Origin of the sequence: Rhizobium sp. WYCCWR10014 (assembly GCF_001657485.1) — a bacterium.
In the GTDB taxonomy this organism is placed as follows: domain Bacteria; phylum Pseudomonadota; class Alphaproteobacteria; order Rhizobiales; family Rhizobiaceae; genus Rhizobium.
Genome location: NZ_LXFU01000025.1, coordinates 193,301 through 217,367 on the forward strand (window position 1 = coordinate 193,301; position 24,067 = coordinate 217,367).

24 protein-coding genes, 1 tRNA gene and 1 pseudogene are annotated in these 24,067 nt (G+C 60.9%); 16 read left to right on the forward strand and 10 right to left on the reverse strand.

Annotation, left to right across the window (positions count from 1 at the left end; genetic code table 11):
* Window positions 1-73: 73 nt before the first annotated feature.
* From yidC to rpmH, 3 genes are read right to left on the reverse strand one after another with little or no spacing between them, the layout of a single operon-like run.
* Window positions 74-1,867 carry a membrane protein insertase YidC gene (gene yidC / locus A6U98_RS05835; RefSeq protein WP_064648509.1) on the reverse strand — a complete coding sequence of 598 codons (1,794 nt, stop codon included), beginning with the start codon at window positions 1,865-1,867 and terminating at the stop codon, window positions 74-76.
* Complete coding sequence (gene rnpA / locus A6U98_RS05840; RefSeq protein WP_003545005.1) at window positions 1,867-2,268, reverse strand: ribonuclease P protein component; 402 nt, start codon at window positions 2,266-2,268, stop codon at window positions 1,867-1,869. Before rnpA ends, yidC begins: the two co-directional genes overlap by 1 nt.
* A 20-nt stretch (window positions 2,269-2,288) precedes the next feature.
* Window positions 2,289-2,423, reverse strand: coding sequence for a 50S ribosomal protein L34 (gene rpmH, locus A6U98_RS05845; protein WP_003545006.1), 135 nt, complete (start codon window positions 2,421-2,423; stop codon window positions 2,289-2,291).
* Window positions 2,424-2,843: 420 nt separating this feature from the next.
* Here rpmH and A6U98_RS05850 point away from each other — a divergent pair, with 420 nt between their 5' ends.
* The 4 genes from A6U98_RS05850 to A6U98_RS05865 all read left to right on the forward strand — a co-directional run bounded on the left by A6U98_RS05850 (window position 2,844) and on the right by A6U98_RS05865 (window position 9,406).
* Window positions 2,844-4,841: a methyl-accepting chemotaxis protein gene (locus tag A6U98_RS05850; protein ID WP_064648511.1), complete on the forward strand. Its 1,998-nt coding sequence runs from the start codon at window positions 2,844-2,846 to the stop codon at window positions 4,839-4,841.
* A gap of 366 nt (window positions 4,842-5,207) precedes the next feature.
* Window positions 5,208-6,728: a HAMP domain-containing sensor histidine kinase gene (locus tag A6U98_RS05855; RefSeq protein WP_064648513.1), complete on the forward strand. Its 1,521-nt coding sequence runs from the start codon at window positions 5,208-5,210 to the stop codon at window positions 6,726-6,728.
* A gap of 122 nt (window positions 6,729-6,850) precedes the next feature.
* Window positions 6,851-6,927 (forward strand) — tRNA-Arg (locus A6U98_RS05860).
* Window positions 6,928-7,534: 607 nt separating this feature from the next.
* Window positions 7,535-9,406: an adenylate/guanylate cyclase domain-containing protein gene (locus tag A6U98_RS05865; protein ID WP_064648515.1), complete on the forward strand. Its 1,872-nt coding sequence runs from the start codon at window positions 7,535-7,537 to the stop codon at window positions 9,404-9,406.
* Window positions 9,407-9,428: 22 nt separating this feature from the next.
* On the opposite strand, the gene A6U98_RS05870 is transcribed toward A6U98_RS05865, so the two are convergent.
* The 3 genes from A6U98_RS05870 to A6U98_RS05880 form a co-directional block, all read right to left on the reverse strand.
* A complete protein-coding gene (locus tag A6U98_RS05870) occupies window positions 9,429-9,623 on the reverse strand; it encodes a hypothetical protein (RefSeq protein WP_064648518.1) in 195 nt (64 codons plus the stop codon).
* 11 nt (window positions 9,624-9,634) lie between these two features.
* Window positions 9,635-9,880 (reverse strand): DUF982 domain-containing protein, encoded by a 246-nt coding sequence (locus tag A6U98_RS05875; RefSeq protein WP_064648520.1) that lies wholly within the window; start codon window positions 9,878-9,880, stop codon window positions 9,635-9,637.
* A gap of 171 nt (window positions 9,881-10,051) precedes the next feature.
* Window positions 10,052-10,573, reverse strand: a complete 522-nt coding sequence (locus tag A6U98_RS05880; protein WP_064648522.1) for a hypothetical protein — start codon at window positions 10,571-10,573, stop codon at window positions 10,052-10,054.
* Between the two features lie 201 nt (window positions 10,574-10,774).
* On the opposite strand from A6U98_RS05880, the gene A6U98_RS05885 reads away from it, so the two are divergent.
* Together A6U98_RS05885 and A6U98_RS05890 are read left to right on the forward strand one after the other, a co-directional pair.
* A complete protein-coding gene (locus A6U98_RS05885) occupies window positions 10,775-10,957 on the forward strand; it encodes a hypothetical protein (RefSeq protein WP_064648524.1) in 183 nt (60 codons plus the stop codon).
* Between the two features lie 27 nt (window positions 10,958-10,984).
* On the forward strand, window positions 10,985-11,281 hold the full coding sequence (locus A6U98_RS05890) for a hypothetical protein (RefSeq protein ID WP_064648526.1): 297 nt from the start codon (window positions 10,985-10,987) through the stop codon (window positions 11,279-11,281).
* A 104-nt stretch (window positions 11,282-11,385) separates the two neighbouring features.
* On the opposite strand, the gene A6U98_RS05895 is transcribed toward A6U98_RS05890, so the two are convergent.
* Window positions 11,386-12,864, reverse strand: a complete 1,479-nt coding sequence (locus A6U98_RS05895) for a hypothetical protein (RefSeq protein WP_064648713.1) — start codon at window positions 12,862-12,864, stop codon at window positions 11,386-11,388.
* A gap of 214 nt (window positions 12,865-13,078) precedes the next feature.
* Window positions 13,079-13,504, reverse strand: a complete 426-nt coding sequence (locus tag A6U98_RS05900; protein WP_064648714.1) for a hypothetical protein — start codon at window positions 13,502-13,504, stop codon at window positions 13,079-13,081.
* Between the two features lie 225 nt (window positions 13,505-13,729).
* Here A6U98_RS05900 and A6U98_RS05905 point away from each other — a divergent pair.
* Window positions 13,730-14,316: pseudogene (locus tag A6U98_RS05905) on the forward strand (hypothetical protein).
* 86 nt (window positions 14,317-14,402) lie between these two features.
* Here the strand turns inward: A6U98_RS05905 and A6U98_RS05910 are convergent.
* Complete coding sequence (locus A6U98_RS05910; protein ID WP_064648528.1) at window positions 14,403-15,104, reverse strand: class I SAM-dependent methyltransferase; 702 nt, start codon at window positions 15,102-15,104, stop codon at window positions 14,403-14,405.
* 261 nt (window positions 15,105-15,365) lie between these two features.
* Between A6U98_RS05910 and A6U98_RS05915 the strand changes: the two genes are divergently transcribed.
* From A6U98_RS05915 to A6U98_RS05940, 6 genes are all read left to right on the forward strand, one after another.
* Window positions 15,366-15,686 carry a hypothetical protein gene (locus A6U98_RS05915; RefSeq protein ID WP_064648530.1) on the forward strand — a complete coding sequence of 107 codons (321 nt, stop codon included), beginning with the start codon at window positions 15,366-15,368 and terminating at the stop codon, window positions 15,684-15,686.
* Between the two features lie 189 nt (window positions 15,687-15,875).
* The gene (locus A6U98_RS05920; protein ID WP_064648532.1) at window positions 15,876-16,247 is read left to right on the forward strand and encodes a hypothetical protein; all 372 of its coding nucleotides are present in this window, start codon (window positions 15,876-15,878) and stop codon (window positions 16,245-16,247) included.
* Between the two features lie 154 nt (window positions 16,248-16,401).
* Window positions 16,402-16,704 (forward strand): hypothetical protein, encoded by a 303-nt coding sequence (locus A6U98_RS05925; protein WP_064648534.1) that lies wholly within the window; start codon window positions 16,402-16,404, stop codon window positions 16,702-16,704.
* Window positions 16,705-16,995: 291 nt separating this feature from the next.
* Entirely contained in the window at window positions 16,996-17,667 is a 672-nt protein-coding gene (locus A6U98_RS05930) for a methyltransferase domain-containing protein (RefSeq protein ID WP_064648536.1), read from the forward strand.
* A gap of 19 nt (window positions 17,668-17,686) precedes the next feature.
* Window positions 17,687-18,322, forward strand: coding sequence for a TetR family transcriptional regulator (locus A6U98_RS05935; protein ID WP_064648538.1), 636 nt, complete (start codon window positions 17,687-17,689; stop codon window positions 18,320-18,322).
* 306 nt (window positions 18,323-18,628) lie between these two features.
* The gene (locus tag A6U98_RS05940) at window positions 18,629-19,510 is read left to right on the forward strand and encodes an aldo/keto reductase (RefSeq protein ID WP_064648540.1); all 882 of its coding nucleotides are present in this window, start codon (window positions 18,629-18,631) and stop codon (window positions 19,508-19,510) included.
* Window positions 19,511-20,083: 573 nt separating this feature from the next.
* On the opposite strand, the gene A6U98_RS05945 is transcribed toward A6U98_RS05940, so the two are convergent.
* Window positions 20,084-20,467, reverse strand: a complete 384-nt coding sequence (locus A6U98_RS05945) for a hypothetical protein (protein ID WP_064648542.1) — start codon at window positions 20,465-20,467, stop codon at window positions 20,084-20,086.
* Between the two features lie 199 nt (window positions 20,468-20,666).
* Between A6U98_RS05945 and A6U98_RS05950 the strand changes: the two genes are divergently transcribed.
* The 3 genes from A6U98_RS05950 (at window position 20,667) to A6U98_RS05960 (ending at window position 24,062) form a co-directional block, all read left to right on the forward strand.
* Window positions 20,667-21,944 carry an alpha/beta hydrolase gene (locus A6U98_RS05950; protein ID WP_064648544.1) on the forward strand — a complete coding sequence of 426 codons (1,278 nt, stop codon included), beginning with the start codon at window positions 20,667-20,669 and terminating at the stop codon, window positions 21,942-21,944.
* Between the two features lie 147 nt (window positions 21,945-22,091).
* Window positions 22,092-23,342, forward strand: a complete 1,251-nt coding sequence (locus A6U98_RS05955) for an FAD-binding oxidoreductase (protein WP_064648546.1) — start codon at window positions 22,092-22,094, stop codon at window positions 23,340-23,342.
* A 9-nt stretch (window positions 23,343-23,351) separates the two neighbouring features.
* On the forward strand, window positions 23,352-24,062 hold the full coding sequence (locus tag A6U98_RS05960) for an SDR family oxidoreductase (RefSeq protein ID WP_064648548.1): 711 nt from the start codon (window positions 23,352-23,354) through the stop codon (window positions 24,060-24,062).
* The last annotated feature ends 5 nt before the right edge of the window (window positions 24,063-24,067 follow it).

The following is a 24,067-nucleotide window of genomic DNA, read 5'->3' on the forward strand; positions in this document are numbered from 1 at the left end:
TGCAGCCTTTGCTTTGCCTCCTTCTTCCGCTGCCGGAAAAGAAAAGCCCCGCCGGAGCGGGGCTTGGCAAGCGTCATTTCGACGGCGCTTCTTTTCGTCGGAACAGACCCCTCAGATTGTCGAAGAGTTCGACCTTGACGCCGTGACGCTTCATGATCAGCCCCTGCTGCGCCACTGACAGCGTATTATTCCAGGCCCAGTAGATGACCAGGCCGGCCGGGAAGCTTGCCAGCATGAACATGAATACCAGCGGCATCCAGTTGAAGATCATCGCCTGTGTCGGATCGGGCGGCGTCGGGTTCATGCGCATCTGCACGAACATGGTAACGCCCATGATCAGCGGCCAGACGCCGAGGTGCAGCAGCGTCGGCCCCTCGAAAGGCAGCAGGCCGAACAGGTTGACGATCGTCGTCGGATCGGGCGCCGAAAGGTCCTTGATCCAGCCGAAGAACGGTGCGTGCCGCATTTCGATGGTGATGTAGATCACCTTGTACAGCGAGAAAAAGATCGGGATCTGCAGCGCCACCGGCCAGCAGCCGGCGATCGGATTGATCTTCTCTTCCTTGTAGAGCTGCATCGTTGCCTGCTGCAGGCCCATGCGGTCGTCGGCGAATTTCGCCTTCAGCTCTTCCATCTTCGGCTGCATGCGCTTCATGTTCGCCATCGAAGCGTACTGCTTGCTGGCGAGCGGGAAGAACAGAGCCTTGACGACGATGGTCGTGCACAGGATCGCCACGCCGAAATTGCCGAAGTAGCGGAAGAAGAAGTCCATCAGCTTGAACATCGGCTTGGTGATGAAATAGAACCAGCCCCAGTCGATCAGGCGGTCGAATTTCGGGATCGAATAGCTGGCCTCATAGCCGTCGATGACGGGCACTTCCTTGGCCCCGGCGAAGACGAGGTTCTTCAGCTCGATCGATTGGCCCGGCGCGACGGTGAAGGCATCGTCCTTGTAATCGGCCTGATAGCGCGGCTGGCCATCGGCAAAATGCGAGAAGCGCGCCTCATAGGCAGCACTCTGCGGCGGAACGATCGTCGCGGCCCAATATTTGTCGGTGATGCCAAGCCAGCCGCCGGTGGATTTCGCCGGCATCACGGCTTCCTTTTCGGCGGCGCTATATTTGGTTTCGATCAGGCCGTCTTCGCCGATGACGCCGATAAATCCTTCATGCAGCACGTAGACGGAGGGTGTCGTCGGCTTGTTGTAGCGCGTTACGCGGCCGTAAGAAGACAGTGAGGCAGGCGCCTGGCCGGCATTGGTGATCTTGTCGGCAACGGTGAACATGTAGCGTTCGTCGACGGAAATCGTGCGGGTAAAGGTCAGGCCCTTGTCGTTGGTATAGGAAAGCGTCACCGGCGTTTTTTCAGTGAGCTTGGCGCCCTCAGGCGCCGTCCACAGCGTCGAGGCGCCCGGAACGTTGCCCGTCGCGTCGCTGCCGATATAGCCGAGCTCGGTAAAATAACCGTCCTTTGTCTCGGCCGGGCTGAACAGCGTGATGATCGGGCTCGAGTCGTCGACGGTCTCGTGATAGCCCTTGAGTTTCAGATCATCGAGGCGGGCGCCGGCAAGGTTGATCGAGCCGGACAGCGCAGGCGTATCGATGACGACACGCGGGGTCTTTGCCAGCGCCTGCTCGAGCGTCGCCGTCGCGGCTGCCTGGCCGGAAGGGGCCGTACCGCTCGGCTGGGCCGGCGTCTCGCCGCCCGCTGCCGGCTGCTGCACCTGCTCGGTCTGCTGCTGCGCCTTCTGGGCTTCCTGCGCCTTGCGCTGGGCCTCGATGCGCGGATTCATATAGAGAAACTGCCAGCCGAGGACGATCAGCACCGAGAGAGCGATCGCAATGAAGTAATTGCGGTTGTTTTCCATCATACGTTCCTGGGGCGTCCGTCTCCGGAGCGCCGGTGTTTCGGCCTGGTTTCCACGCGGGATTTCAGTTCCGCGGCCAATTCCTGGAAGGACGCGTCAAGCACGTCCCTGCGCGCGACAACCACATAGTCGTGTCCGGGCTGCATTGCAAACCCCGCATGAAGCCGCACCGCCTCTTTCAGGCGGCGGCGCATGCGGTTCCGTTCGACCGCGTTGCCATGTTTTTTGGTGACTGTAAAACCGACGCGTGCCTGGCTGTCGGGTTCCTTCCGGTCGAGGACTTCGAGAAGGAAGAGGCCGCCCCGGCGTTTTTCGCCCTCGCGCGCGGCAAGAAACTGCGGGCGGCTCTTCAGCCGCCCGACAGTGTGTTTCTTCTCACTGATCGTCAATTCGCCCGCCATCTCTTACCGGGCAACCCGGCTTACGCCGACAGACGATTGCGGCCCTGCGCGCGGCGGGCTGCGATGACCTTGCGGCCACCCTTCGTGGACATGCGGGCACGGAAACCGTGGCGACGCTTGCGAACAAGCTTGGATGGTTGGTAGGTACGCTTCATTTATTTTAAACACCGCGGAGTGCGGCCCTTCTTGAATTTGCATAATGCAAGGAGCGTTGTTTTTCGAACGGGCGGGGCCATGAAAGGCTTGAGTGACCGAACGTGCGCGGGCTTATAAGGATGAAGCCTGTAAAAGTCAATTATGCCGGATAATTTCGCCCTGGGCTGCCGGTCCCGAAAGTAATTTCGCACTCTGGTGTTAAGAAATGAGGCCTGCCCTGAGTGGTTGTAGATTTGCGCCGCGGCAGATCGATCGCCCCGGTTTTCAGGCGTTTACGCCGCCCGACCGTATTCGGCATGGATCATTTCCGAAGCCACAATCGTAAATATTAGAAATCTAACTTTAATAAATTTCGCCGATATTCAACGTATCGACTGGGAATTTGCTTTCCAGGCAGTGGCGTAGCTAGGAGCATTGCATTGAAGATCCGGGGCAAAATTAATCTGCTGGTTTGCGTGATGGGCGCGGTCGCACTTCTGATCGGCGCAACGGCATTGTCCGCCATGCACGAATACAGTCGCAACCTGACGGCTTACGAGCATGCCGCCAGCCGCGCCTATGCCGGCGAACGCCTCAACCGTTTCGTCACGGCTGTGGTTATGGAGGCGCGGGGCATCTATGCGGCCAAGACGGTCAAGGATACGCCGAACTTCGCCAAAGGCCTGATGGCCGGTCTCGACGAGATCGACAAGGTCATCTCGGGCTGGGCGCCGCTCGTTCCCGAGAGCCAGAAGGCCGATTTTGCCAAGCTCGTCGCCCGTGCCGCGGAATTCCGCACCTTCCGCACGGAAACGGCCCGCCTCGGCACGGAAGTCGGCCCTGAGGCTGCCGGTCAACAGGGCAACAACGACGCCAATCGCGCCAACCGCAAGGCGTTCCAGGCGGAAATCGACGCCGTCGTCGCCACCGACAAGGCAGCGCTGGAGACCGTCAATGCCGAGATCGAGAGCTTCCGCTCCTGGGTGCTGATGCTCGTGCTCAGCATCACCGGCATCGGCATCGCGGTCGGCGTCGGCATGGGCTTCTATATCGGCACCAGCCATCTGAGCCGCCCGATCAAGCGCGTCACCCATGCGATCAAGGAAGTCGCCGACGGCAATTTCGACGCCGAGGTCCCGTTTGCCGGCCGTCCGGACGAAATCGGCGAGATGGCCGCAGCGGTTGCGGTCTTCAAGGCGAACGGCCTCGCCATCAAGCGCTTGAACGCCCAAGAGGCGGCGATGCGCGCCAAGAGCGACGACCTGCAGTCGAGCATGTCGGTCGTCGTGGCTGCGGCTGCGGCTGGCGATTTCAGCCATCGCATCAGCAAGGACTACGAGGACGATAACCTCAACCAGTTTGCCGGCAACATCAACATGCTTCTGTCGAGCGTCGATGCCGGCATCGGCGAGACCCGCCGCGTCATCGCAAGCCTTGCCGAAGGCGATCTCACCCAGACGATGAGCGGCAGCTTCCAGGGCGCCTTCGCTGAACTGCAGCAGAACGTCAACAATACCTTCGTCACCCTGCAGGCGACGATGCGCGAAGTGCGTGAGACGACGGAGGCGATGAACGGCAACACCGCCGAGCTGCGCAATGCCAGCGACGATCTGTCGAAGCGCACCGAGCAGCAGGCCGCCGCCCTCGAAGAGACCTCGGCAGCGCTCGACGAGATCACCGCCGTCGTCCAGAATTCCACCGAGCGGGCGCATGAAGCCACCATCATGGTGTCCGAAGCCAAGGAGAATGCCGGCCGCTCCGGTGTCGTCGTGCGCAATGCCGTCGAGGCCATGGGCCGAATCGAACAGGCCTCGCGCGAAATCAGCCAGATCATCAACGTCATCGATGAGATCGCCTTCCAGACCAACCTGCTGGCGCTGAATGCCGGCGTCGAGGCGGCACGTGCCGGCGATGCCGGAAAGGGCTTCGCCGTGGTGGCGCAGGAAGTGCGCGAACTCGCCCAGCGTTCGGCAACGGCTGCCAAGGACATCAAGGCGTTGATCACCAAATCGGGCAACGAGGTGCAGGTTGGCGTCAAGCTCGTCCAGGCGACCGGCGAGGCGCTGGCCGAAATCGGCACCCGCGTCATCGCCATCAACGACCATATCCACTCGATCGCCACCGCCGCGACAGAACAGTCGACCGGCCTCAAGGAAGTCAATACCGCCGTCAACCAGATGGACCAGGTGACACAGCAGAATGCTGCGATGGTGGAAGAGACCTCCGCCGCCACGCACAGGCTTTCGGCCGAAGCCGGTGGACTGGTGCGCCTCATTGCCCGCTTCAAGCTGTCGGATGATGCGCCGGCACCTGTGGCGCTTGTCCGCAACGAGCCGCAAAGACCGGTTGCCTCGCCCGCCCGCCGGGCGATCGCCAAGGTCGCCCGCGCCTTCGGCGGCAATGCGGCCGCAGCCGAGCAGAGCTGGGAAGAGTTTTGATCCTTCCTATCACACGCCATTCTAACGCCGCCTCCGGGCGGCGTTAGTTTTTTCTGCCCGGTCCGTGCCGGGCAAAGACCCCGCCCCAACCCCTCCCCACAAGGGGGAGGGGCTTAACCTGTCGCACCGGCGCTTCCCACTTCGTCGTTTCATCCGCGGAATGGCTGATATTTGCTGCGCGGGCGCCGCAAATTGGTCCCTCCCCCTTGTGGGGAGGGGTTGGGGAGGGGCCTTCCTCCTCTCGGGCGGACGTTTCTTTGTGACGACATGACGCTGCTCGCAAAGATTTGAAAGCGGAGCATCTTGGTCTAATATAGAGCTCAACGGTAAGGGTGGCCTGGGTGCTGCCGATCGGGCGAGACCAGAATGCCGATTCAAGATCAGGGCGACAATCCTTCGGCGGAAAACCCGGCGGCCGGCGAGGCCGCCAGGGCGCCGTGCCCGTCTGCCGGCCTGTTCGGCGGTCTTTCCGGCAAGCTGCTTTGGCTCACCGTCTTCTTTATCATGCTCGCCGAAATCCTGATCTTCTTCCCATCGGTCGCCAGCATGCGAGTACGCTGGCTGCAGGACAGGCTGAATACGGCCGCTGCCGCCGCCATCGTCATCGATGGGCTGCAGCCGGTCGAACTGCCGCGCGCGCTGCAGAAGGAGACCTTGGAGGCGACCGGCACCAAGGCGATCGTGCTGCGCAAGGACGGCACCTCGCGGCTCTTGGCGACGACCGATATGCCGACCTCCGTCGACGAGTCCTACGATCTCACCGATGTGCCGCCGGTAACGGCGATACGCGACGCGCTCGACACGCTGGTCTTCGGTGGCGGCCGGATGATCCGCGTCTATGGCCCCGTCGGCGAAACCAACACCGGCGTCGAGGTGGTGATGAAGGACAGGCAGCTGCGCAGGGCGATGTTGGTCTACTCCCGCAATGTCCTGCTGCTGTCGGTGCTTATCTCGCTGTTCACGGCGACGCTGATCTTCTTTGCGATCAACCGCATCCTCATCGGCCCGATCCGTCGGCTGACCGGCAGCATGCAGCAATTCTCCTCCGATCCTGACAACCCGGCCCATATCTATATCGGCGACGGCGGCCGCGATGAACTGGCGGTCGCCGGCCGCAACCTCACCTCGATGCAGATGGAGCTGCAGAAGACGCTGAAGCAGCAGAAGAACCTGGCAGCGCTCGGCCTCGCCGTTTCCAAGATCAATCACGACATGCGCAATATCCTGGCCTCTGCGCAGCTGATGTCGGATCGGCTGGTCGATGTCGATGATCCGATGGTGAAAAGCTTCGCCCCGAAACTGCTGCGCACCATCGATCGCGCCGTCGGTTACACCACCGAGGTGCTGTCCTACGGCAAGGCGAGCGAATCCGCGCCGCGCCGCCGCCATATCCGCCTGTTGGAACTGACCCAGGACGTCAAGGACATGCTGGGGATCGATCCGCAAAGCGGCATCGAATTCGCAGAGCAGATCGGCGCCGAGCTTGAGGTCGATGCCGACGGCGAGCAGCTTTTCCGCGTCATCCACAATCTCTGCCGCAACGCGCTGCAGGCGCTGACGTCGCCGGGCGAGGGCGGCCCGGGCTCCGTCAGGCGGATCACCGTCTCCGCCCAGCGCGTCGGCAGCGTCGTCAGCATCACGGTGGATGATACCGGCCCCGGCATGCCGCTGAAGGCGCGCCAGAACCTTTTTGCCGCCTTCCGCGGCTCCGCCCGTTCCGGCGGCACCGGCCTCGGCCTCACCATCGCCCGCGAGCTGGTGCTCGCCCATGGCGGCACGATCGCGCTGGTGGAAAAACCGACGGTCGGCACACAGTTCCGCATCGAGATCCCCGATCGCCCGGTTTCGCTGGAGGATTACCGCAGCCGGACGCACATCGAAAAGTGACGGGGTTTCCCAAGGCGCGGCTGCTGGCAGACAAAGACGCGATTTTTTCAGAAATGCTCTTGCATTGTCCCGAAGGACGTTTTAGAGGATCGCCACGCAAGCGGCACCGCCGCATTTTGCACGCACCCGTAGCTCAGCTGGATAGAGCACCAGACTACGAATCTGGGGGTCAGGAGTTCGAATCTCTTCGGGTGCGCCATTTTTCCCCACAATTCATCGCCACCGGCGATTTTCCGCATACCGCGAAGCTTGGAGTTCCGTCCCAGGACGCGTGATACCCCCGCCCGCCTGACCCATACTTTTTTGCCGCCCGAATGCCGACCGGTCGCGACTATCGACCCTCTGGGGCTGGCAACGGTAGGATCGCCGCCCGGAAATTTAAAGCACCTACAATGATATAGCGGTGCCCCGTGTCATCTCGTCCGGCGCGCCATTTCCATATAAAGCTGTGCACTCTTGCTGCAGCCGCTCCCCTCATCACCAAACGCTCCAGAACGTCCCGCCTTCCGAGGATGCGGATTCCATCGTCATCGACTTCGACATAATCGATAACGGAGCGAAGTAGGCGGGGCGGAAAGGTATCAGCCCTTGCGTTATGCCGTCGCCATCATCGGTGAGGCGACGGGACGGCTCTGGGCGAAGTCGGGGCCGGCGGATTGCCAACTGACGGACCGTCTCAATATTCACGCATTTATGAGCTGTATTGATTACCGCTTCCCGAACTGCAGGACTAGTCTGAATGATCGCTGCACACCAATTGTTAGCTGTGTCGGCCGTGTGCCAAGCCACTCCGTTGGGAGGCTGAAATGCAACGCAAGCTCGCGGCAATCATGGCCGCTGATATCGTCGGCTATAGCCGGCTGATGGCTGAGGACGAGTCTTCCACCTATGCTGAGCTGCGCACCGTTTTTGACCACCTGATCGCCCCCACTGTCGCGCGCCATGGCGGAACCACCTTCAAAACGACGGGTGACGGCTTCCTTGCGATGTTCCCGAGCGTCAACGAGGCCGTTGATGCGGCACTTGCCATCCAGCAAGGTTTTGACGACGGGCCTTTCAAGCTGCGTATCGGCATCAACCTCGGTGATGTCATCGAGGATAATGGCGATGTCTATGGGGATGGGGTGAACGTCGCGGCCCGGCTTGAGACCATGACCGAGCCCGGCCAGATATTCGTCAGCGGCGCCGTGGTGATGGCCGCCGAGCGCAACCGCGGCGATCTGTTCGCCCGAGTCGGCCGCAGGCGCGCCAAGAATATTCCCGAGCTGCTTGAAGTGTACCGCGTAAAGCGGGCGGGCTCTCCCTTGTCGATCTGGCAGCAAGTGCCACATGTCCTGCGCTGCAGCGCGGCGCGCTGGTCTTATGGCGTTGCAGCCATCGCTCTCATTCTCATCGGCACCCAGATTTCACCTCTTCCGCTGGCAGCGATGGTGAGCGGCATCCCGACTGCACTCTCTCTGGACCAGACCCGTCGCGACCCCAGGCCCTCGATCGCCGTCATGCCGTTCGCAACCATGAGCGGCAGCGGTAACCAGCCTTACTTTGCGGACGGACTGACCGAGGACGTGACCACGGCGCTCGCTCGTAATCCCGAGCTTCAGGTCATCGCCCGCGATTCCACCTATGCCGCGCGCGGTCAGGAGACGGATGTACGTAAGCTCGCGGCAAAGCTTGGCGTTGATTACGTGGTTGAAGGCAGCGCGCGCCGGGAAGGCGACCAGCTCCGCGTTTCGGCGCAGCTCATTGATGTGGGCACGGGCGCGCACTTATGGTCGCGTAGCTTCGACAAGAAGGTTGCTGATGTTTTCACCGTCCAGAGCGAGCTCACCACGGAAATCGTCGCGCAACTCGCGCCCTATATCGGCCGAAGCGAAGCGGCAGCGGCGGCGCTGCGGCCGACGGATAGTCTGCAGGCCTATGATCTCGTCTTGCAGGCCCGCGACCGTTACCGGCACGGCGCCACTGATCGTAGCGCTATTCTCGATGCCCGTGGCCTGTATCAGCGCGCCGTGGAAATGGACCCGGCTTACGCCGCAGCCCGCGCTGGTCTTGCGTTGACCTATATCGGCGAAGTGGCGCAAAGGTCCGGCGGTCAGGCCACCGCGCCCGAGCTGGATTTGGGTCTCAGTGAGGCGCGGCAGGCCGTGCGGCTCGATCCCAATCTCGGTTTTGGATATCAGGTAATCAGTTTCGGACTTGCATTGCAGGCGGACTATTCCGGCGGACTTCAGGCGGCGCAGCGTGCGGTCGAACTGAACCCCAACGATCCCGACAGTATGATTGCGCTGGCCAAAGCGCAGGTCCGGTTCGGAGACTATCCGGACGCTGTCGCCAATGCGGAGCGGGCGCGCCGACTGCACCCCATGGCGCCGGAATACTATGCCTATGTGCATGGTCAGGCGCTTTATGCCGATGGCCGCCGCGAAGAGGCGGCCACGGTCATCAGCGAGTGTCTTGTCAGAGCGCCCCGCGATGCGAATTGCCTTCTCATCCAAGCCGCGTTGCAGGGTGGAAGCGGAGAGCTTGAAAAGGCGCAGGCTACCATGGCGAGCCTTGTTGGAGCCCATCCGACATTCTCGCTGGAAGCGGAAAGGGCTTATCGCCGGTTCGGCGACAAGCCCTTGATGGAAGAGTTCCTGCAGGACCTGGCGAGAGCCAAAGCCCCGGAGACGGCTTGACGTTTCTGTCTGCGTCGCGGTTTTAGAATGATCCGTCCGTGGACTTGGACAGCTCTTTATAGGCATGCAGCTCAGCGAGGCGCTGCTCCAGAACAGAGACCATCGCTGATATGGCATCACCGCTCGCCATCAACTGCTTCGGCGGGTTCGCCACGTCGGCAAGCTTCACAGGGACTTCACCGAGCTTGACCGGGTCGCCGCCAAATAGGCGCCGCATGGGTCGTGGCCTTATTCCTTGATCGGGATTCCGGCTTCGATCGCAGCATCGATGAACGCCTGCCGCGCCTCCTCCCGGTTTCGTTTGCCCGCCATGACATCGGCGCAAACCGCACAGGCCTTGTCCAAGGCAGGCCCCTCTTCGGTCGGCCAGTCTTCGACCAGTGCCCATGTTGCGGCCTGGGTCGTCTGGATCACCACCCACTGATCCGGGCCCTCAAGGGCGATCGTCACCGGCTTCTTCCAAATGGTTTGCATGATCTCAGGATCTCCGCTGCGTGGTCTCTGTAAGGCTGCTCACATAGCGCGGTTGATCCAGTGTGGCGAGGCGAGGGGATGAACGAGATACATTTCTTAAACAGTGAACTGCTGGGATATGCTTTCGAAAGGGGTTTCGTGCCGCCGTTTTGCGCGCTTATGCGGAGCCTCTTAGAATTCCTGCACGAATTCACACGCCAGCAAGGTTTTGCCTGGCAGGGCGTTGCCTTGGCGGGCAATGATAGAGACCTTTCCAGGCCCGGCCATTCCGGGTTCCGGCTGCAGATCTGCCGGCAGCTCGCGCGAATAGCCCTTGGTGGCTGTGCCGAGCAGATCGGAGGTCTCCGGCTTCAAACCGTATTTCGCGGCCAGATCGTCGGCGCGTTCGCCCTCGATCAAGACGCCAACAGCGTTGTTAGCAAAGAAAATCTCGGTCGACTTAAAGCCGTCGCGGCCTATCTGGTTCGGGAGTTTGTAGATCGCCGCGCCCAAAGACGACGTGTCCGGCTTGGCCAGAGCTTCCACGACATCATAGATCTTCATTGCCGATGTCATCGTATAGGGTGGCTTGCATAGGGCTGCGTCAAAGAACTTGTCATTGGCCGAATCGGCAAGAACCTGTCCGGCCTGAAATGCCGCAAAAGCGACGCACGCAGAGAAGGCGGCGTAACGAATGAATTTGGCGTTGTGCATGAAACATTCCCGAGAAAGTGGCTCTAGCGGATTCGTGTGTACGAGTTCGAATGACTAGGGGATTCGAGGTAATTATGCTACCCAAAGTTTAATCTCTCAGATCCACTCTTCTCTTCCGTCTGGCCGTGCTGATGGGTAGGATGAGTGGTATCGGACGCGGAGACGGAGATATCGCAGCGCCGATCCGAAGGCGGGAAAGTCATGATCGCAGCCTATATCGATGAAATCATCATGTTTTGCGCCGGCCTATGGATGACATCAGTCGGCTTTGGTTATCTGCCATACCCAGGCAAGCCGGCCAGCCGGCCGCCGGTGGTTCGCCAGTTCAAGTGGATGGGTCCCTTGCTGCTCGCGATCGCCATCATTCTGGCGGCTGCCTCATAGGCCGCGTGCGCAGGCTGGAGTGAAGCAATGACCAATATGTTGGCCTGCCCGTCCTGCGGATTGGACAAAACAGAATCGATCGTCCACCGCGGTTCCTACATTCTTCGATGCGCCGCCTGCGGCGAAACGATTGTCGCCACATCATTCATGGCGATGCGCGACTCGGATCACCTGTGTTCGGCCTTTATCGATCCGGGTCCCGGAAAACCTCCTCCGCCAGAGACGCTCGTCGCGCGTGGATCGCTCCGGCAGATCGCAACGGCAATCAGCGCTGCGGCGAGTGATGGAACGCTGATACGCCTGATCCCTGAAGCGAAGGGTTGAAGCCCGGAGTCGTTCACCCTTTAATTTTGCCGTCGGCGACCGACCCCAGCGGCTGAGATGAAGGGCAGCTCACCAGGGGAATGCGGACTACACAGCTGGCGCCATCATGGGCGTAAACGGACGAGAATCTTGGCCCCGGGAACCCTCAACTGTTCCGCCATCGCTTCCAGATCTTTCCTATCTGTTCCCGCCAGAACGATACGACCATCCATGATCTGCTCCCTCATCCAGGGTTCCATGACGACCTTGTCGTTGATCAGCATCTGCGTTTGTCGTCCCAACACCGCCTGCGTGAAATCACGGAATGTGGCGGCGCTTTCCGGGGTGAGCACGATATTCAGGCCGTGGTCGTAGGACATGGGGGACAGGGTTACCTCCGCACTCTTCACCTCAAGCGAGACAGGCGCAATCGCCTTGGCCGCGTCATCGTCTGCAGCAACGGCAGCTTCTTGCGATGCCGTGGGTGGAGCAGGCGGTGTGGAAAGCTCATCCAGGATGCCCGGCCCGGCCTTGGCTGATGGCAGCGGCTCGATGTGCAAATCGGGCGTCTGCAAGTCTTTTGCCGTCAGTACGGCGGGAAGCTGCAGGCTGGCCGGCATATCCTCGCGTTGGATGTGGCTATATGTGCGCAATATTGTCCCTCCTGCCTCAACTGTTACGATCTCCGACGCTTCGAGCGTCGAACCATCGTTCAGGGACACCACGAGCTCGACGCTTCGGTTCTTGCTGGCGCGTTTGACGGAAGCCAGCTGATCGCTTGTGAGCCCCTTTGCCCGCTCGGCAAAGCCCGTCATCAAATTTGCGATTGCCGGCTGCTGCGATTGGCTGAACGCTGCGGCGTCGGCTTCCTCCGACAGGGAAAGGGTTGCCGTGCGTGCGGACGGGTCGGTGGATTCCAGGGTCCAGGTCGACGTCACCGGCACGCTGACGCCGCCATAATCTTCGTCCCGCGAGGTCGCCGAGACCTGACCAATCCCCATGGTCTCTGCCTGATAGGATTGTCCCGTGGCAAGCAGTTGCGCCTCCGGCACCAGGGCGGCAACAATCTGAAGAGGGTTTGTCTCCAGCTTGGCGATGATGTCAGAGACCCCGCTTTGTGGTGTCGCGGGAACTCCACCCGGTCCATTGGCTGCCACCTCCCGCATGTGCGCCACGATCTGATCGACACCGGAGAGATCGCGCGGGTTGCCGTTCAGGTCGGTTTCGAGTTCGAGCGTAGCGGTACCATAGGCTGTGAGGGAATTACGATAGAGCAGGTTCATCTGATAGCTGTCGGCAAGGCCCGCAATGCCTTCCGGCAAATCGGCGCTGAGGGACCAGCGGACCCGCATGCCGTCTTCATCCCGCGACAGGACCGTCATAGCCTGGCGAAACGCGCCGCGCGCCGTCACCGGCGGGGTGCCTGATTTGTCGAACCAGAACGACATATCGGTCTCGGTCGCTTTTTGAACGCGGTAGCTGCGCTCGACGCCGGTCGCTGGCGCGTAGCCCGGGATCTCGATGCCGCCGGCGGACCATGCCGGATGGGAGAGTATGAGGCAAACGCAAAACCAGACAATTCTCTTCCAGCACAGTGATGTCATGCGGGCAGGGCCTCTGAACATTGAAGGTTGTAGGGCGCCTTCCGGCTGCCGGCCGCGAGCTTATTGGCTGATGAAGAGAATGGGTAGTGCTGACGCTACGATAATCGTTTTGCGCGAAACTGCTTCAGGTTTTCAAGATCGAGATCGGGAGATCAAGGTTAAGCACTTTTCATCGACCGCCCCAGTCTCTGCCCCAAGGCAGCGAAGCGAAAAACTATTGAGCGGTCGGGTGGTCTCTCTCATAGGCTTCCCTTTCTTCCTTCCCGACCAAAGATGCGTAATAGCCGCTGCAAACCAGATATGAGCACTCATCCGGGTTGCCCGTTTGCCATCCCGGCTGGCAGAGGACGACGCGCTGGAATTTGGCGTTGCAAAGCCCGTGGTTTGCCAAAAGCCGCGGATCATTTCCGAAATACGCGCTTATGGCGTCCTTGCGAGTCCACGCGGGAACGATTTTCCAATCAGCGGCGCCGCCCTCAGCGCTCACATTGCCGGTCGCACAGAAGGACCAATTCGAGATCACGACCGGCTGATCGCAGGAAAAAGCCTGAACGGCGCTTCCCAGCAGGATCGAAATCAATGCCAGCAGCCGCTTGCCGCAAACCACCACGCGCTTTTCCCTCATGCCGATCATTCGCATCGCGCTCCTACCCTCGATATTCAGGCGCTGATCGTAGCAGGCGCAACCGAACAGGTTGCACGTGATTGCAACCATGGAATGCCGGATGTCGAGCAAATTTTTCCCTATCGGCGAGTTGGTCGCCGGGACGAGCCCGGTTCGTCGGCCGCTTTATGAACAGAATTGCCGGTCTCGCAGCACAGGCAGATTGCCGAAGGATCGGCCGGCGACGGGGGCGAGGGGCTGATGGCGGAATTCAACCCTCGCGACAAAAGCCGAACCAGTCAGGGAAAGACGCGGGCGATGGTGCGCAAGCATACCGCTCCGCCGAGCGGGACGGATAACGGTAGCCTCCGCTGGCAATGGTTCACCGTTCAGTTGCTGGAATCCCCGGCCTTCACCACATTGAGTGCGAATGCTTGCCGCGCCTTCTTCCGCATCGTTATCGAGCACACAGCCCACGCCGCCTTGGAAAACGGCAAGCTGATCGTGACGCACCCTCAGTTCGTATCTTACGGCGTGACCGGGGAATATGTGGCCGATGCGATCGATGAACTCGAATATAAGGGGCTGATAAAAGTTCGCCGCGGCCGGGCGGGCAGCGGTGTCGCGCATCCCAACCGGTTCACGCTGACTTTTGTCGGTAACCATGAAGGCGCGCCACCCACCGATGAGTGGAAGCGATGCACGGCGGAAAGGTGCCGGAAATGGTCCGAGACCGACCGCAAGATTGCCGCCGACAAACGCGGTCGCGTCGGCAGGAAGAAAAAAATCCCACTTCGGAATCCCGAAATCCCCCGCTTCGGGATCCCGAAATCCGCCGCGCTTCGTGAGCTGTCGACAGTGAAAAACGCTGAATGATTTCAATGCCGCAACCAATTTCGGGATTCCGAAGTGCTATATAGATTCTGGTGGGGAGTTACTGTCGAAGGCACTTTGCCACTATCAGGAACTCCGTCTCCCGACCTCCGATCTTCCCAGCCGTAGTGGTGCGAAGCAGAAGGCCGAAAGCTTCATAAAGCCAATAAAGCGGGGGAATTCTGTCCTTGAGCGCGTGCACCTGTGTCGACACATATTCGCCGACGAAGACGACATCCATGCCGAGTTCCTTTAATGTCCCCGCAATCTCCGAATGGGATGCCTCCGCGGCATGTTCGACGCGGAAGGGGGCATAGCCCGGCTTTCCGGAGTTTTTCTGCCTGAGCACGTAGCGATAGAACAAGACGTGGGTCCACCAGGGTGTCAGATCGGTAAAGATCCCCTTGGCTGAGTTCAGGATCGGACCCTTGACGAACACCAGACCACCGGGAGACAGGGTGTCATGGGCTCTCAACAAGGCAGAGCGCGGGCTTTCCAAATGCTCGAGAACGTCCCAGAAGACGCAGGCGTCGAAGCGACGATCTCCATAGTCGATGGTTTGAGCATCGCCGAGGATTCGCTCAGCGGCGTCCTTGTTCTTCTCCAGCTGCTCCTTGGAGATATCGACAACGGTATATCTCGCTCCCTTCAAGGGGATATGCGTGCGAGAGCCGCCTCCAACCTCAAGGATATTTGTGTCTGTCTTGCTGGAAAAAGCTGATTGTGCGTGCGACAGCGCGTCGTTTACCCACGGCGAAGCCATAATCTTTCCCTCCCGAAAAGATTAGCGTCTACGACTATAAGTAAGCATTAATATAATATTTAAGCAATATTTAAACTTTCGAGGCGCTGCCGTTCTTAGCCCACATGGCTGACAAGAATGGATATGCTGCTTGCCCGTCCGGCCGCAGTTGGCAGGCAAGCAGCGGCTTTTGCCCCGAAGATCGGTTTGCCTAGTTTCGCGCAACCTTGCGCATGTATCCGCAGGTCTGGTGATTCAGAGGCGCTTCAGCCGGAGGAATGCATGACGGTGGGAATTTTTCGGGCTCTGGCTGCCCTGGCGATGATGACGGCCCTTGCCGGCTGCATCGACCATGCCAATGATCCCGTGCTCCTGGCGGTCGGCGTGCCGGTCAATCCGCCGGTCGTTGCGCACGGCCTTTGTATGACCGACGGCAACGCCATGTATGACGAGGCGAGGAAGCAGTATCAGCTGCGCGCCCAACTGACCGGCTATGCCGGGGCGGATGAGCTGGAAGCCGAAACCAGCGCGCGCGCTGCCGCCCATCGCCAATATGTCGCATGCCTCTCCGGCCAAGGTTACCGGACATTATACGCGAATTGAGAACAGAGAATTCACGTTTCGTCATCAGCGCCGTTCGAGCCCTTTCCTGATCGCGACTTTTCACGTTTTTCGGCGATTCAGTCACGCCGGATCGCCTGCAATCACGAGTTTTGGAATTGCGTGTGAGCCATGGAACTCGGCTCGTCTGAAAGGCATTTTCCCGAGATAAATCCATAAGGAGGGTTTATCATGAAGATGTTCAGACTTGGCCCATCCACCGCCGCGCTCGGCGCCCTTCTCGCCCTCACGTCGATCATCCCCGCGCAGGCAGCACCCGTTCAGCCGGCTCGGCCGCCCGCTGTCTCGGACGTAAAAATGGTGCAATATAAACCACATGCCGGGTCCTGGCATGGCTATCAGGGCTTCCGCACAGAGCGCCCCGGCACCCGCCGCCACTCCGATGGCTACTGGTATCCCCTTGCCGCCTTCGGCGTCGAGGCCGGAACTACGGGCTCCATCGTCCGCCAGCCGGTGAACAGGCCGGCAGCTCCGGAAATGTGCAACCCTACGTTTTCCGGATCGATCGGTCCCGGCAGCATGCCCTGTGACAACGGCTATTGAGCCGGCAAATGAAAGAGGCGGCGATGAGCCGCCTTTTTCTTGATCGAGCCGCTGCTCACATATCCGTGACCTCTGCTTTGGCACCGTAGTTTGTGACAGATCGCCTTCCTAACTCCGGGGCGTAAATTCCATGAATCCTCCCAAGGAGACGATTATGACCACGACATTCAAGCACGGCCTGATGGCCGCTGCCTTCGGCGCAATCCTCGGCCTCTCGGCGGTCTCGGCCACGGCAGCTCCCCTCCAGTCGAGCGCGACAGAGCAGGGTGCAGCCCAGCGTCCGGTTGCCCAACAAGAAACCACGGTGCGGCACGACACGCGCACAACCGGTTCGATTGGCGATCGAGCCTCGGAAACCCCGGGCTCGACGCCTTACATGATGAACCCAAAGAAGCCCCTCAAGAGGGATTGCAAGCTCGGCTTCAACCCGGGGAGCGGCTCCAGCTGCAACTACTGACGAGACGCTCGGCGTTTTCGCGATCATGAGCAGCCCGCGTTGGGCTGAAGGGGCGGCCTCGGGGTCGCCCTTTCGTATGCGGGGTGACTGGTTGCGCTGGATAGATTGTTCAGCTTGGAAAATGTTGCGCTGAATGCAAAAATGCAATAAGTACAAATTTAGGCAAACTGGTGAGTGGGTGTTGCGAAAAGCCGCAGCGTCCAGCGATTGACGCCTCTGCCTTGGAATTGCCATGCTCGCCGCGATGGTCGCTTTTCATAATCAAACGAATTTCAGACAGGTGGGATAGTCATGACTGCAAAGGCCGCATGCTCCGATTTCCTGCATTTTTTCCGCTCCTGGGTCAGCAACCCGCTTCGGGTCGCGGCCATCGCGCCGTCGGGGGATTCGCTTGCCAGGATCATGACCAGTGAAATTGCCGCACTCGACGGGCCGATCATCGAGCTTGGCCCGGGAACCGGCGTCTTCACCCGGGCGCTGCTGGCGCGCGGCGTGAGTGAAGAGGATCTGACCCTGATCGAGTACGGTCCGGAGTTCATCTCATCGCTGCAGGCGCGTTTTCCAACGGCCCGTGTGTTGCAGATGGATGCCGCCCATCTCGCCCATGCCGATATTTTCGAAGGCGAACCGGTCGGCGCGGTTGTCAGTGGGCTGCCGCTGCTCTCCATGTCGCCGCGCAAGATCGCCTCGATCCTGGCCGGTGCCTTCGCCTATATGCGCCCGGGCGGCGCAGTCTATCAGTTTACCTATGGTCCGCGCTGCCCGGTGCCGCGGCCGATCCTTGACCGTCTCGGTCTGAAGGCGGTGCGCATCGGCGGCACGGTGCGCAACTTGCCGCCGGCCTCGGTCTACCGGATTTCGCGCCGCAAGCCGCTGGAGCTGTCACGCGAGCGCTTCAGCTATCGCGAGAGCGTGGCTGACATCGACGATGTCGCCGCCTTTTCCAACGAAACCGGCGGCTGAACGATGATACCGGGCCGGAATGGCTGAGAAGAAGCGGACGGAGACCACGGAAGGCAGGCGGGAACGCAAGCGGCGGCAGACGCGCGCGCGCATCGAAAACGCTGCGATGACCCTCTTTCTGCAGCGCGGTTTCGAGGCCACGACGATCGAGGACATCACCGAAGCGGCAGATGTCTCCAAGCGCAGTTTCTTCGATTATTTCCCCTCCAAGGAAGAGGTGGTTTTCGCCTGGCAGGATGCCTTCGCCGATCGCCTGATGGCGGCAATCGCCGCAAGGCCGACGGACGAATCCTCCGTCACCGCGGTCGAGGCGGCGATCACCGCAACCGTCATCGCGGCCGTCGACGAGCCTGGTCTGGCGCTTGGGGATCTCATCCATCGCACGCCGGCGCTGAAGGCCCGCGACCAGCTGAAATACGCCAAGCTCGAACAGAAGCTCGCCGAGGCGCTGCTTCTGCGCAAGGGAGATGATCCGCTTGAGCGGCCCCGCATGCGCGTCCTTGCGGCCATCGTCATCGGTGCGCTGCGCGTCGGGGCGGAGCTCTGGCAGCAGCGCCCGCCAAGTGCTTCGCCGCAGGATTTCGCCCGGGAGATTTTCGCCGACCTTTGGAAGATGCTGGCGGAATTCGGCGAAGAGGCAAAGACCAGGCGTTGACGCGGCCCCGCCTAAGCCTCCGTGCGCACTTCCGACATCAGCTCGATGTCGATGTTTCCACCCATCCCCGTCAATCAGGCCCTGTTATCGGAACCGGGCCATCCTATATCTGCAAGCGTCGCAGCGGCCACATTCTGATGATCCCCCCGATCGGCGGATCATCATCATGCCGGGCATCGCTTTCGATCAGGCAGACATTCGCGCTCGAAGGCATCTCCGAAAGCCTCGGCATCCGTGCCGCCGCTGTTCAACCGCCTCCGACCGTTCCACCGATTTCAATGATTGATTGATAAGAGAGGAAAGACCATGTCCAGTTACAACGCAGCAAAGTCAGGCACCTTTAAGATCGGCGGCGATATCGAGATCAATCGTCTTGGTTTCGGCGCCATGCGCGTCACCGGCAAGGGCATCTGGGGCGAGCCTTCCGATCATGCCGAATCCATCCGCACGCTGAAGCGCCTGCCGGAACTCGGGGTCAATTTCATCGATACGGCCGATTCCTACGGCCCCGATGTCTCCGAATGGCTGATCAAGGAAGCGCTGCATCCCTATGGCGGCAAGTCTGTCGTTGCCACCAAGGGCGGCCTGACCCGCCACGGCCCCGATATCTGGCTGCCCGTCGGCCGTCCCGAATATCTGATCCAGCAGGCGCATAAGAGCCTGCGCAATCTTGGGCTCGAGCAGATCGATCTCTGGCAGCTGCACAGGATCGATCAGAAGGTGCCGGCCAAGGAGCAGTTCGATGCGATCAAATCGCTGCTCGATACCGGCCTCATCCGCCATGCGGGTCTGAGCGAAGTGTCGGTTGCCGACATCGAGGCCGCTTCGAAGCACTTCAAGGTCGCGACCGTCCAGAACCGCTACAATCTCGTCGACCGCACCAGCGAGGACGTGCTCGACTATTGCGCCAAGCACAATATCGGCTTCATCCCATGGTATCCGCTGGCCGCCGGCGACCTCGCCAAGCCGGGCTCGCTGCTCGATACGATCGCCAAAAAGCACAATGCGGCACCAAGCCAGATCGCGCTCGCCTGGGTGCTGAAGCGCAGCCCGGTCATGCTGCCGATCCCCGGCACCTCCAAGGTCAAGCATCTGGAAGAAAACGTCGCGGCCGTCGACATCACCCTCTCGAACGAGGAATTCTCCGCCCTCGACGCCGAAGGCAGCAAGGTCTTCAAGGCTGCTTGACGAGACAGATCACGAACAACCGGCGCAGTCGGCGTGCGGCTGTCGTTTTGTTGAAAAGCTTCATTCGAAACGCGGCGTCATCCTCGGCCTTGTGCCGAGGATCTGCTACATATCAACCGGCCGCAGATGCTCGGGACAGGCCCGAGCATGACGACGGAGAGGTTATCCGACTTTGTCAGCGGTCTGACGCACGCGTGTCGCGATGAAAGCGCGAAACGCCGTCGGCCTGCCGGCGGCCGGATGCGGGGCGGGTCCCCAAGCCGAGGCTCCAAATTTTCGGCATAATTTTGACCATCCGGTCAAACATGCTGTAAAATGAGGCGGCGACCTGTTATTTTGAGGGCAAGCCTTGCGTCTAGCGCATTGCTGCATTGCGGTATTTTCGCTATTCCGAATCAAAAGAATTGGCTATTATTATCTTCGTAAGCAGCGCACTCCTCCTCCCAGCGCTCTTACATCGGACTGACAACACTCCTCCTCCCAGTTGTCAGTCAGGATCAAGAGCCCGGCGCACCTCCTCCCGCGTCGGGCTTTTTTCTTTACCCAAGTCTCTTTCTCCCAAATCGAAATCGATCAATTGCCGATGCGGGCAACACCGGTCTTGCCGTTGTCCCGGGTCCATTTGACCTTGTTGGCGCCGGCGCGCTCGAGTTCGAAGCACATCGGCTTACCCTTGTTCCAGCTCTGGAATTTCTGGCAGAGGCGGTTGGCATCGATCCACCATTGGCCGGTATCGCTGGGTTTGACATAGCGGCCGAGACCGATCGCCTGGCCGTCGCCGTCGACCTTGCCGGAAGAGCGGAAGATCAGCGGCAGTTCACCGCCGAGCGGTGTGGAGAGATAGACCGTCTTGCCGATGATGTCGCGGCGGATATCGGCCTCGCCAAGCGGCTCCGTCGAGCCGAGAGACGGCATCAGCATCAATGACGACAAGCCTGTGATCGCGAGCAACTTCATCACCCTGATCCATCGATTGAATGTGATCGGGCAAAACGCCGCGGACAGCCGAAAGTTTCAGGAGCAATTCCAGTAAAAGCGCGCAGCGGTTCTCACAGGAAAGCTCTTGTCCACCTCCCGCGGTTTGACTCGGCAAGCCTCGTTGGACTATTTGAACGGGCGCCGCCTGTCCGGTGCGTGAACCGATTGGAGTTTGGTCATGATCGGCAAAAGGCGCGCCTCGCGCGCGGCCCTGACAGGTCTTCTGGTTGCAACGATGGTGCTCGCCGGCTGCGGCGGCAGGCCGGTCGGTGTCATGCAGGCGGCCGGCACCGTCGCTCCGGGCACCTCCAAGGTCGATCTTCTCGTCGCCACGACGCGCGCTGCCGACGACAATCCCGCCGTGCTTTTCTCCGGCGAACGCGGTACTGGCCTCGCCGTCAATGCCGTCGACGTCTCGATCCCGCCGGAAGCCAATCGCAAGGCCGGCCAGGTGCAATGGCCAAGCCGCTTGCCGGCCGATCCGTTGCGCAATTTCGTCACCGTTTCGGTCGATCCCCTGGAAGGCGAGCGGGCCGGCGAGACCTGGCTGAAGACCCATATGCCGAAGAGCCGCCGCGTGCTCGTCTTTGTGCACGGCTTCAACAACCGTTATGAGGACGCCGTTTACCGCTTCGCGCAGATCGTCCACGATTCGCATGCCGACGTCGCCCCCGTCGTCTTCACCTGGCCGTCGCGCGGCAGCATCTTCGATTATAATTACGACAAGGAAAGCACCAATTATTCCCGCGACGCGCTGGAGGAGCTGCTGACCCGCACCGCCGCCAATCCGGCGGTCAGCGACATCACCATCATGGCGCATTCGATGGGCACCTGGCTTACCGTCGAAGCGCTCAGGCAGATGGCGATCCGCAACGGCCACGTCGCACCGAAGATCAACAATGTCATCCTTGCCTCGCCGGATCTCGATGTCGATGTCTTCGGCCGCCAGTTCGCCAGCCTCGGCAAGGAACGACCGCACTTCACCATCTTCGTCTCGCAGGACGACCGGGCTCTGGCGCTGTCGCGGCGCATCTCCGGCAATGTCGACCGGCTCGGCCAGATCGATCCCTCCGTCGAACCCTATCGCAGCAAGCTTGAGGCGGCCGGCATCACCGTGCTCGACCTCACCAAGCTCAAGGGCGGCGACCGGCTGAACCACGGCAAGTTCGCCGAAAGCCCTGAAGTGGTGAAGCTGATCGGCGACCGGCTGATTGCCGGCCAGACGATCACCGATTCCAATGTCGGTCTCGGCGAGGCCGTCGGCGCGGTGGCAATGGGCGCTGCCCAGACTGCCGGAAGTGCGGTCAGTGTTGCCGTCAGCACGCCGATTGCGATCTTCGATCCGCGCACCCGGCGCAATTACGACGCCCAGCTGAAGCGTCTCGGCCAGTCGATGAATAACACCGTCGGTTCGGTCGGCGACAGCGTCGGCGCCGGCCTGCCGGAAAACCAGTAAAAATTCCACAGAGCAATTCCAGCAAAAGTGCACAGCGGTTTTCGTTTCGGAATTACGAAAAACAAAGACATCTCTAGGCATCGCATCTTGATGTGATATATCAGATTCACGACGGCACTTCTGTCTGCCGTGCGATGGGTTGATGGCATGGCGGATGAGATGAAGAAGAGCGTGGCTGTCGTCGGCGCGGGCGTGATCGGCGCTTCGATCGCTTTCGAGCTGCAGCGGCGCGGCCTTGATGTGACGCTGATCGACAAGGGCGAGCCGGGACGCGGCACCTCTTTCGGCAATATGGCGAGCATCGCGCTCGATTTTGCCGCCGGCTCCGGCCCTTCGACCTGGAAGAAGATCCCCGGCTGGCTGCTCGATCCCGAAGGCCCGGTCTGGCTGCGTCCCTCCTATGCAGCCAGAATGCTGCCCTGGTTCCTGCGCTTCCTCGCCGCCGGCCGGCCCTCGCGTCTCCGAGAGATCGAGGATGCCGGCATGAGCCTGTCTAACCGCGCGCTCTGCGATTTCAGGCAGATGCTCGAGGCGATCGGCGCACCCGAATTGATGACCGAGGAAGGATGTCTGGCGATCTACGAGACGGAGGCGGAATTTGCCGCCGATCGCGGCCATCTCGCCATGATGCAGCGCTACGGCCTCGAATTCGAGGTTTTGAGCAACGGCGCCATCCAATATTACGAACCCACGCTGTCGCCGGCGATCGCCAAAGCCGTGCTGCTTCCCGACAACAAGTCGATCCGCGACCCCTACAAGCTCGTGGTGAAACTCGCCGACGCAGCAAAAGCTGCAGGCGCGACCTTCGTCTCCGGCACTGTGCGGAATATCGAGCGCAGGGGCGATGGCACCGCCGTCGTTCTCCTCGAGGATGGCAAGCGGATCGAGGCCGGCTCGGTGGTGCTTGCCGCCGGGGTCCACACCCGTTTTCTTGCCGAAAAGCTCGGCGAGCCGATCCCGCTCGAAACCGAGCGCGGCTATCACACGCAGATCATGAAGCCCGGCATCTCCATGCGCTATTCGGTGATCTGGCCGCATCGCGCCTTCATGGTGACGCCGACGGCGGGCGGCATTCGTGTCGGCGGCAATGTCGAGCTCGCCGGTCTCGATGCCGCGCCCGATTTCCGCCGTCCGCGAGTGCTGGTGCGCCATGCCCAGCGCGCGCTGCCCGGCCTGAAGGTCGAGGAGACGACGGAGTGGATGGGTCATCGTCCGGCGCTGCCCGATACGATCCCGATCATTTCGCCCTCGTCGAAGATGCCGGGCGTCTTCTATGCGACCGGCCACGGCCATCTCGGCCTGACCTTTTCGGCAACGACAGCGCTGGTGATCGCCGATATGGTGACCGGGCTCAAACCATCCCTCGATATGACCCCGTTCCGCATAGACCGCTATTAGGAGGCCCCGATGTCCTATACCACGAAACCCGTAGCGCTGATCACCGGCGGCGGCCGCGGCATGGGCGAGGCGATCGCCCGTGAGCTCTCGGCGCAAGGTTATCAGCTGGCGCTGATGTCGCCGTCCGAAAGTTGTGAGAAGCTGGCGGCCGAACTTGGCGGCGTCGCGTCGCGCGGCGTTGCCGAAAAGGCCGAGGATCTCAAGGCGATCTTCGACCTGACGATGAAGGCCTATGGCCGCATCGATGCCGTCGTCAACTTGAGCGGCCATCCGCCGAAGGGCGACCTGCTCGATATTTCAGATGAGAACTGGACGCTCGGTTCCGACATGATGATCCTGTCGCTGGTGCGCATGGCCCGCCTGGTGACGCCAGTCATGCTGAAACAGGGCAAGGGCGCCTTCGTCAACATCACCACTTTCGCCGCCTACGAGCCGACGCTGGTCTTCCCGGTTTCCTGCACCTATCGCGCCGCTGCCGGCGCCTTCACCAAGCTTTATTCCGATCGTTATGCGGCCGACAATATCCGCATGAACTGCATCCTGCCGGGTTATATCGATAGCCTGAACCACAAGCCGGGGACTGCCGAGACGGTGCCGATGAAGCGCATCGGCCATGTGGAGGAGATCGCCAAGACCGCGGCCTTCCTGCTCTCCGATGGCGCGGGTTATATCACCGGCCAGAATATTCGCGTTGATGGCGGCGTCACCCGTCACGTCTGATCTGG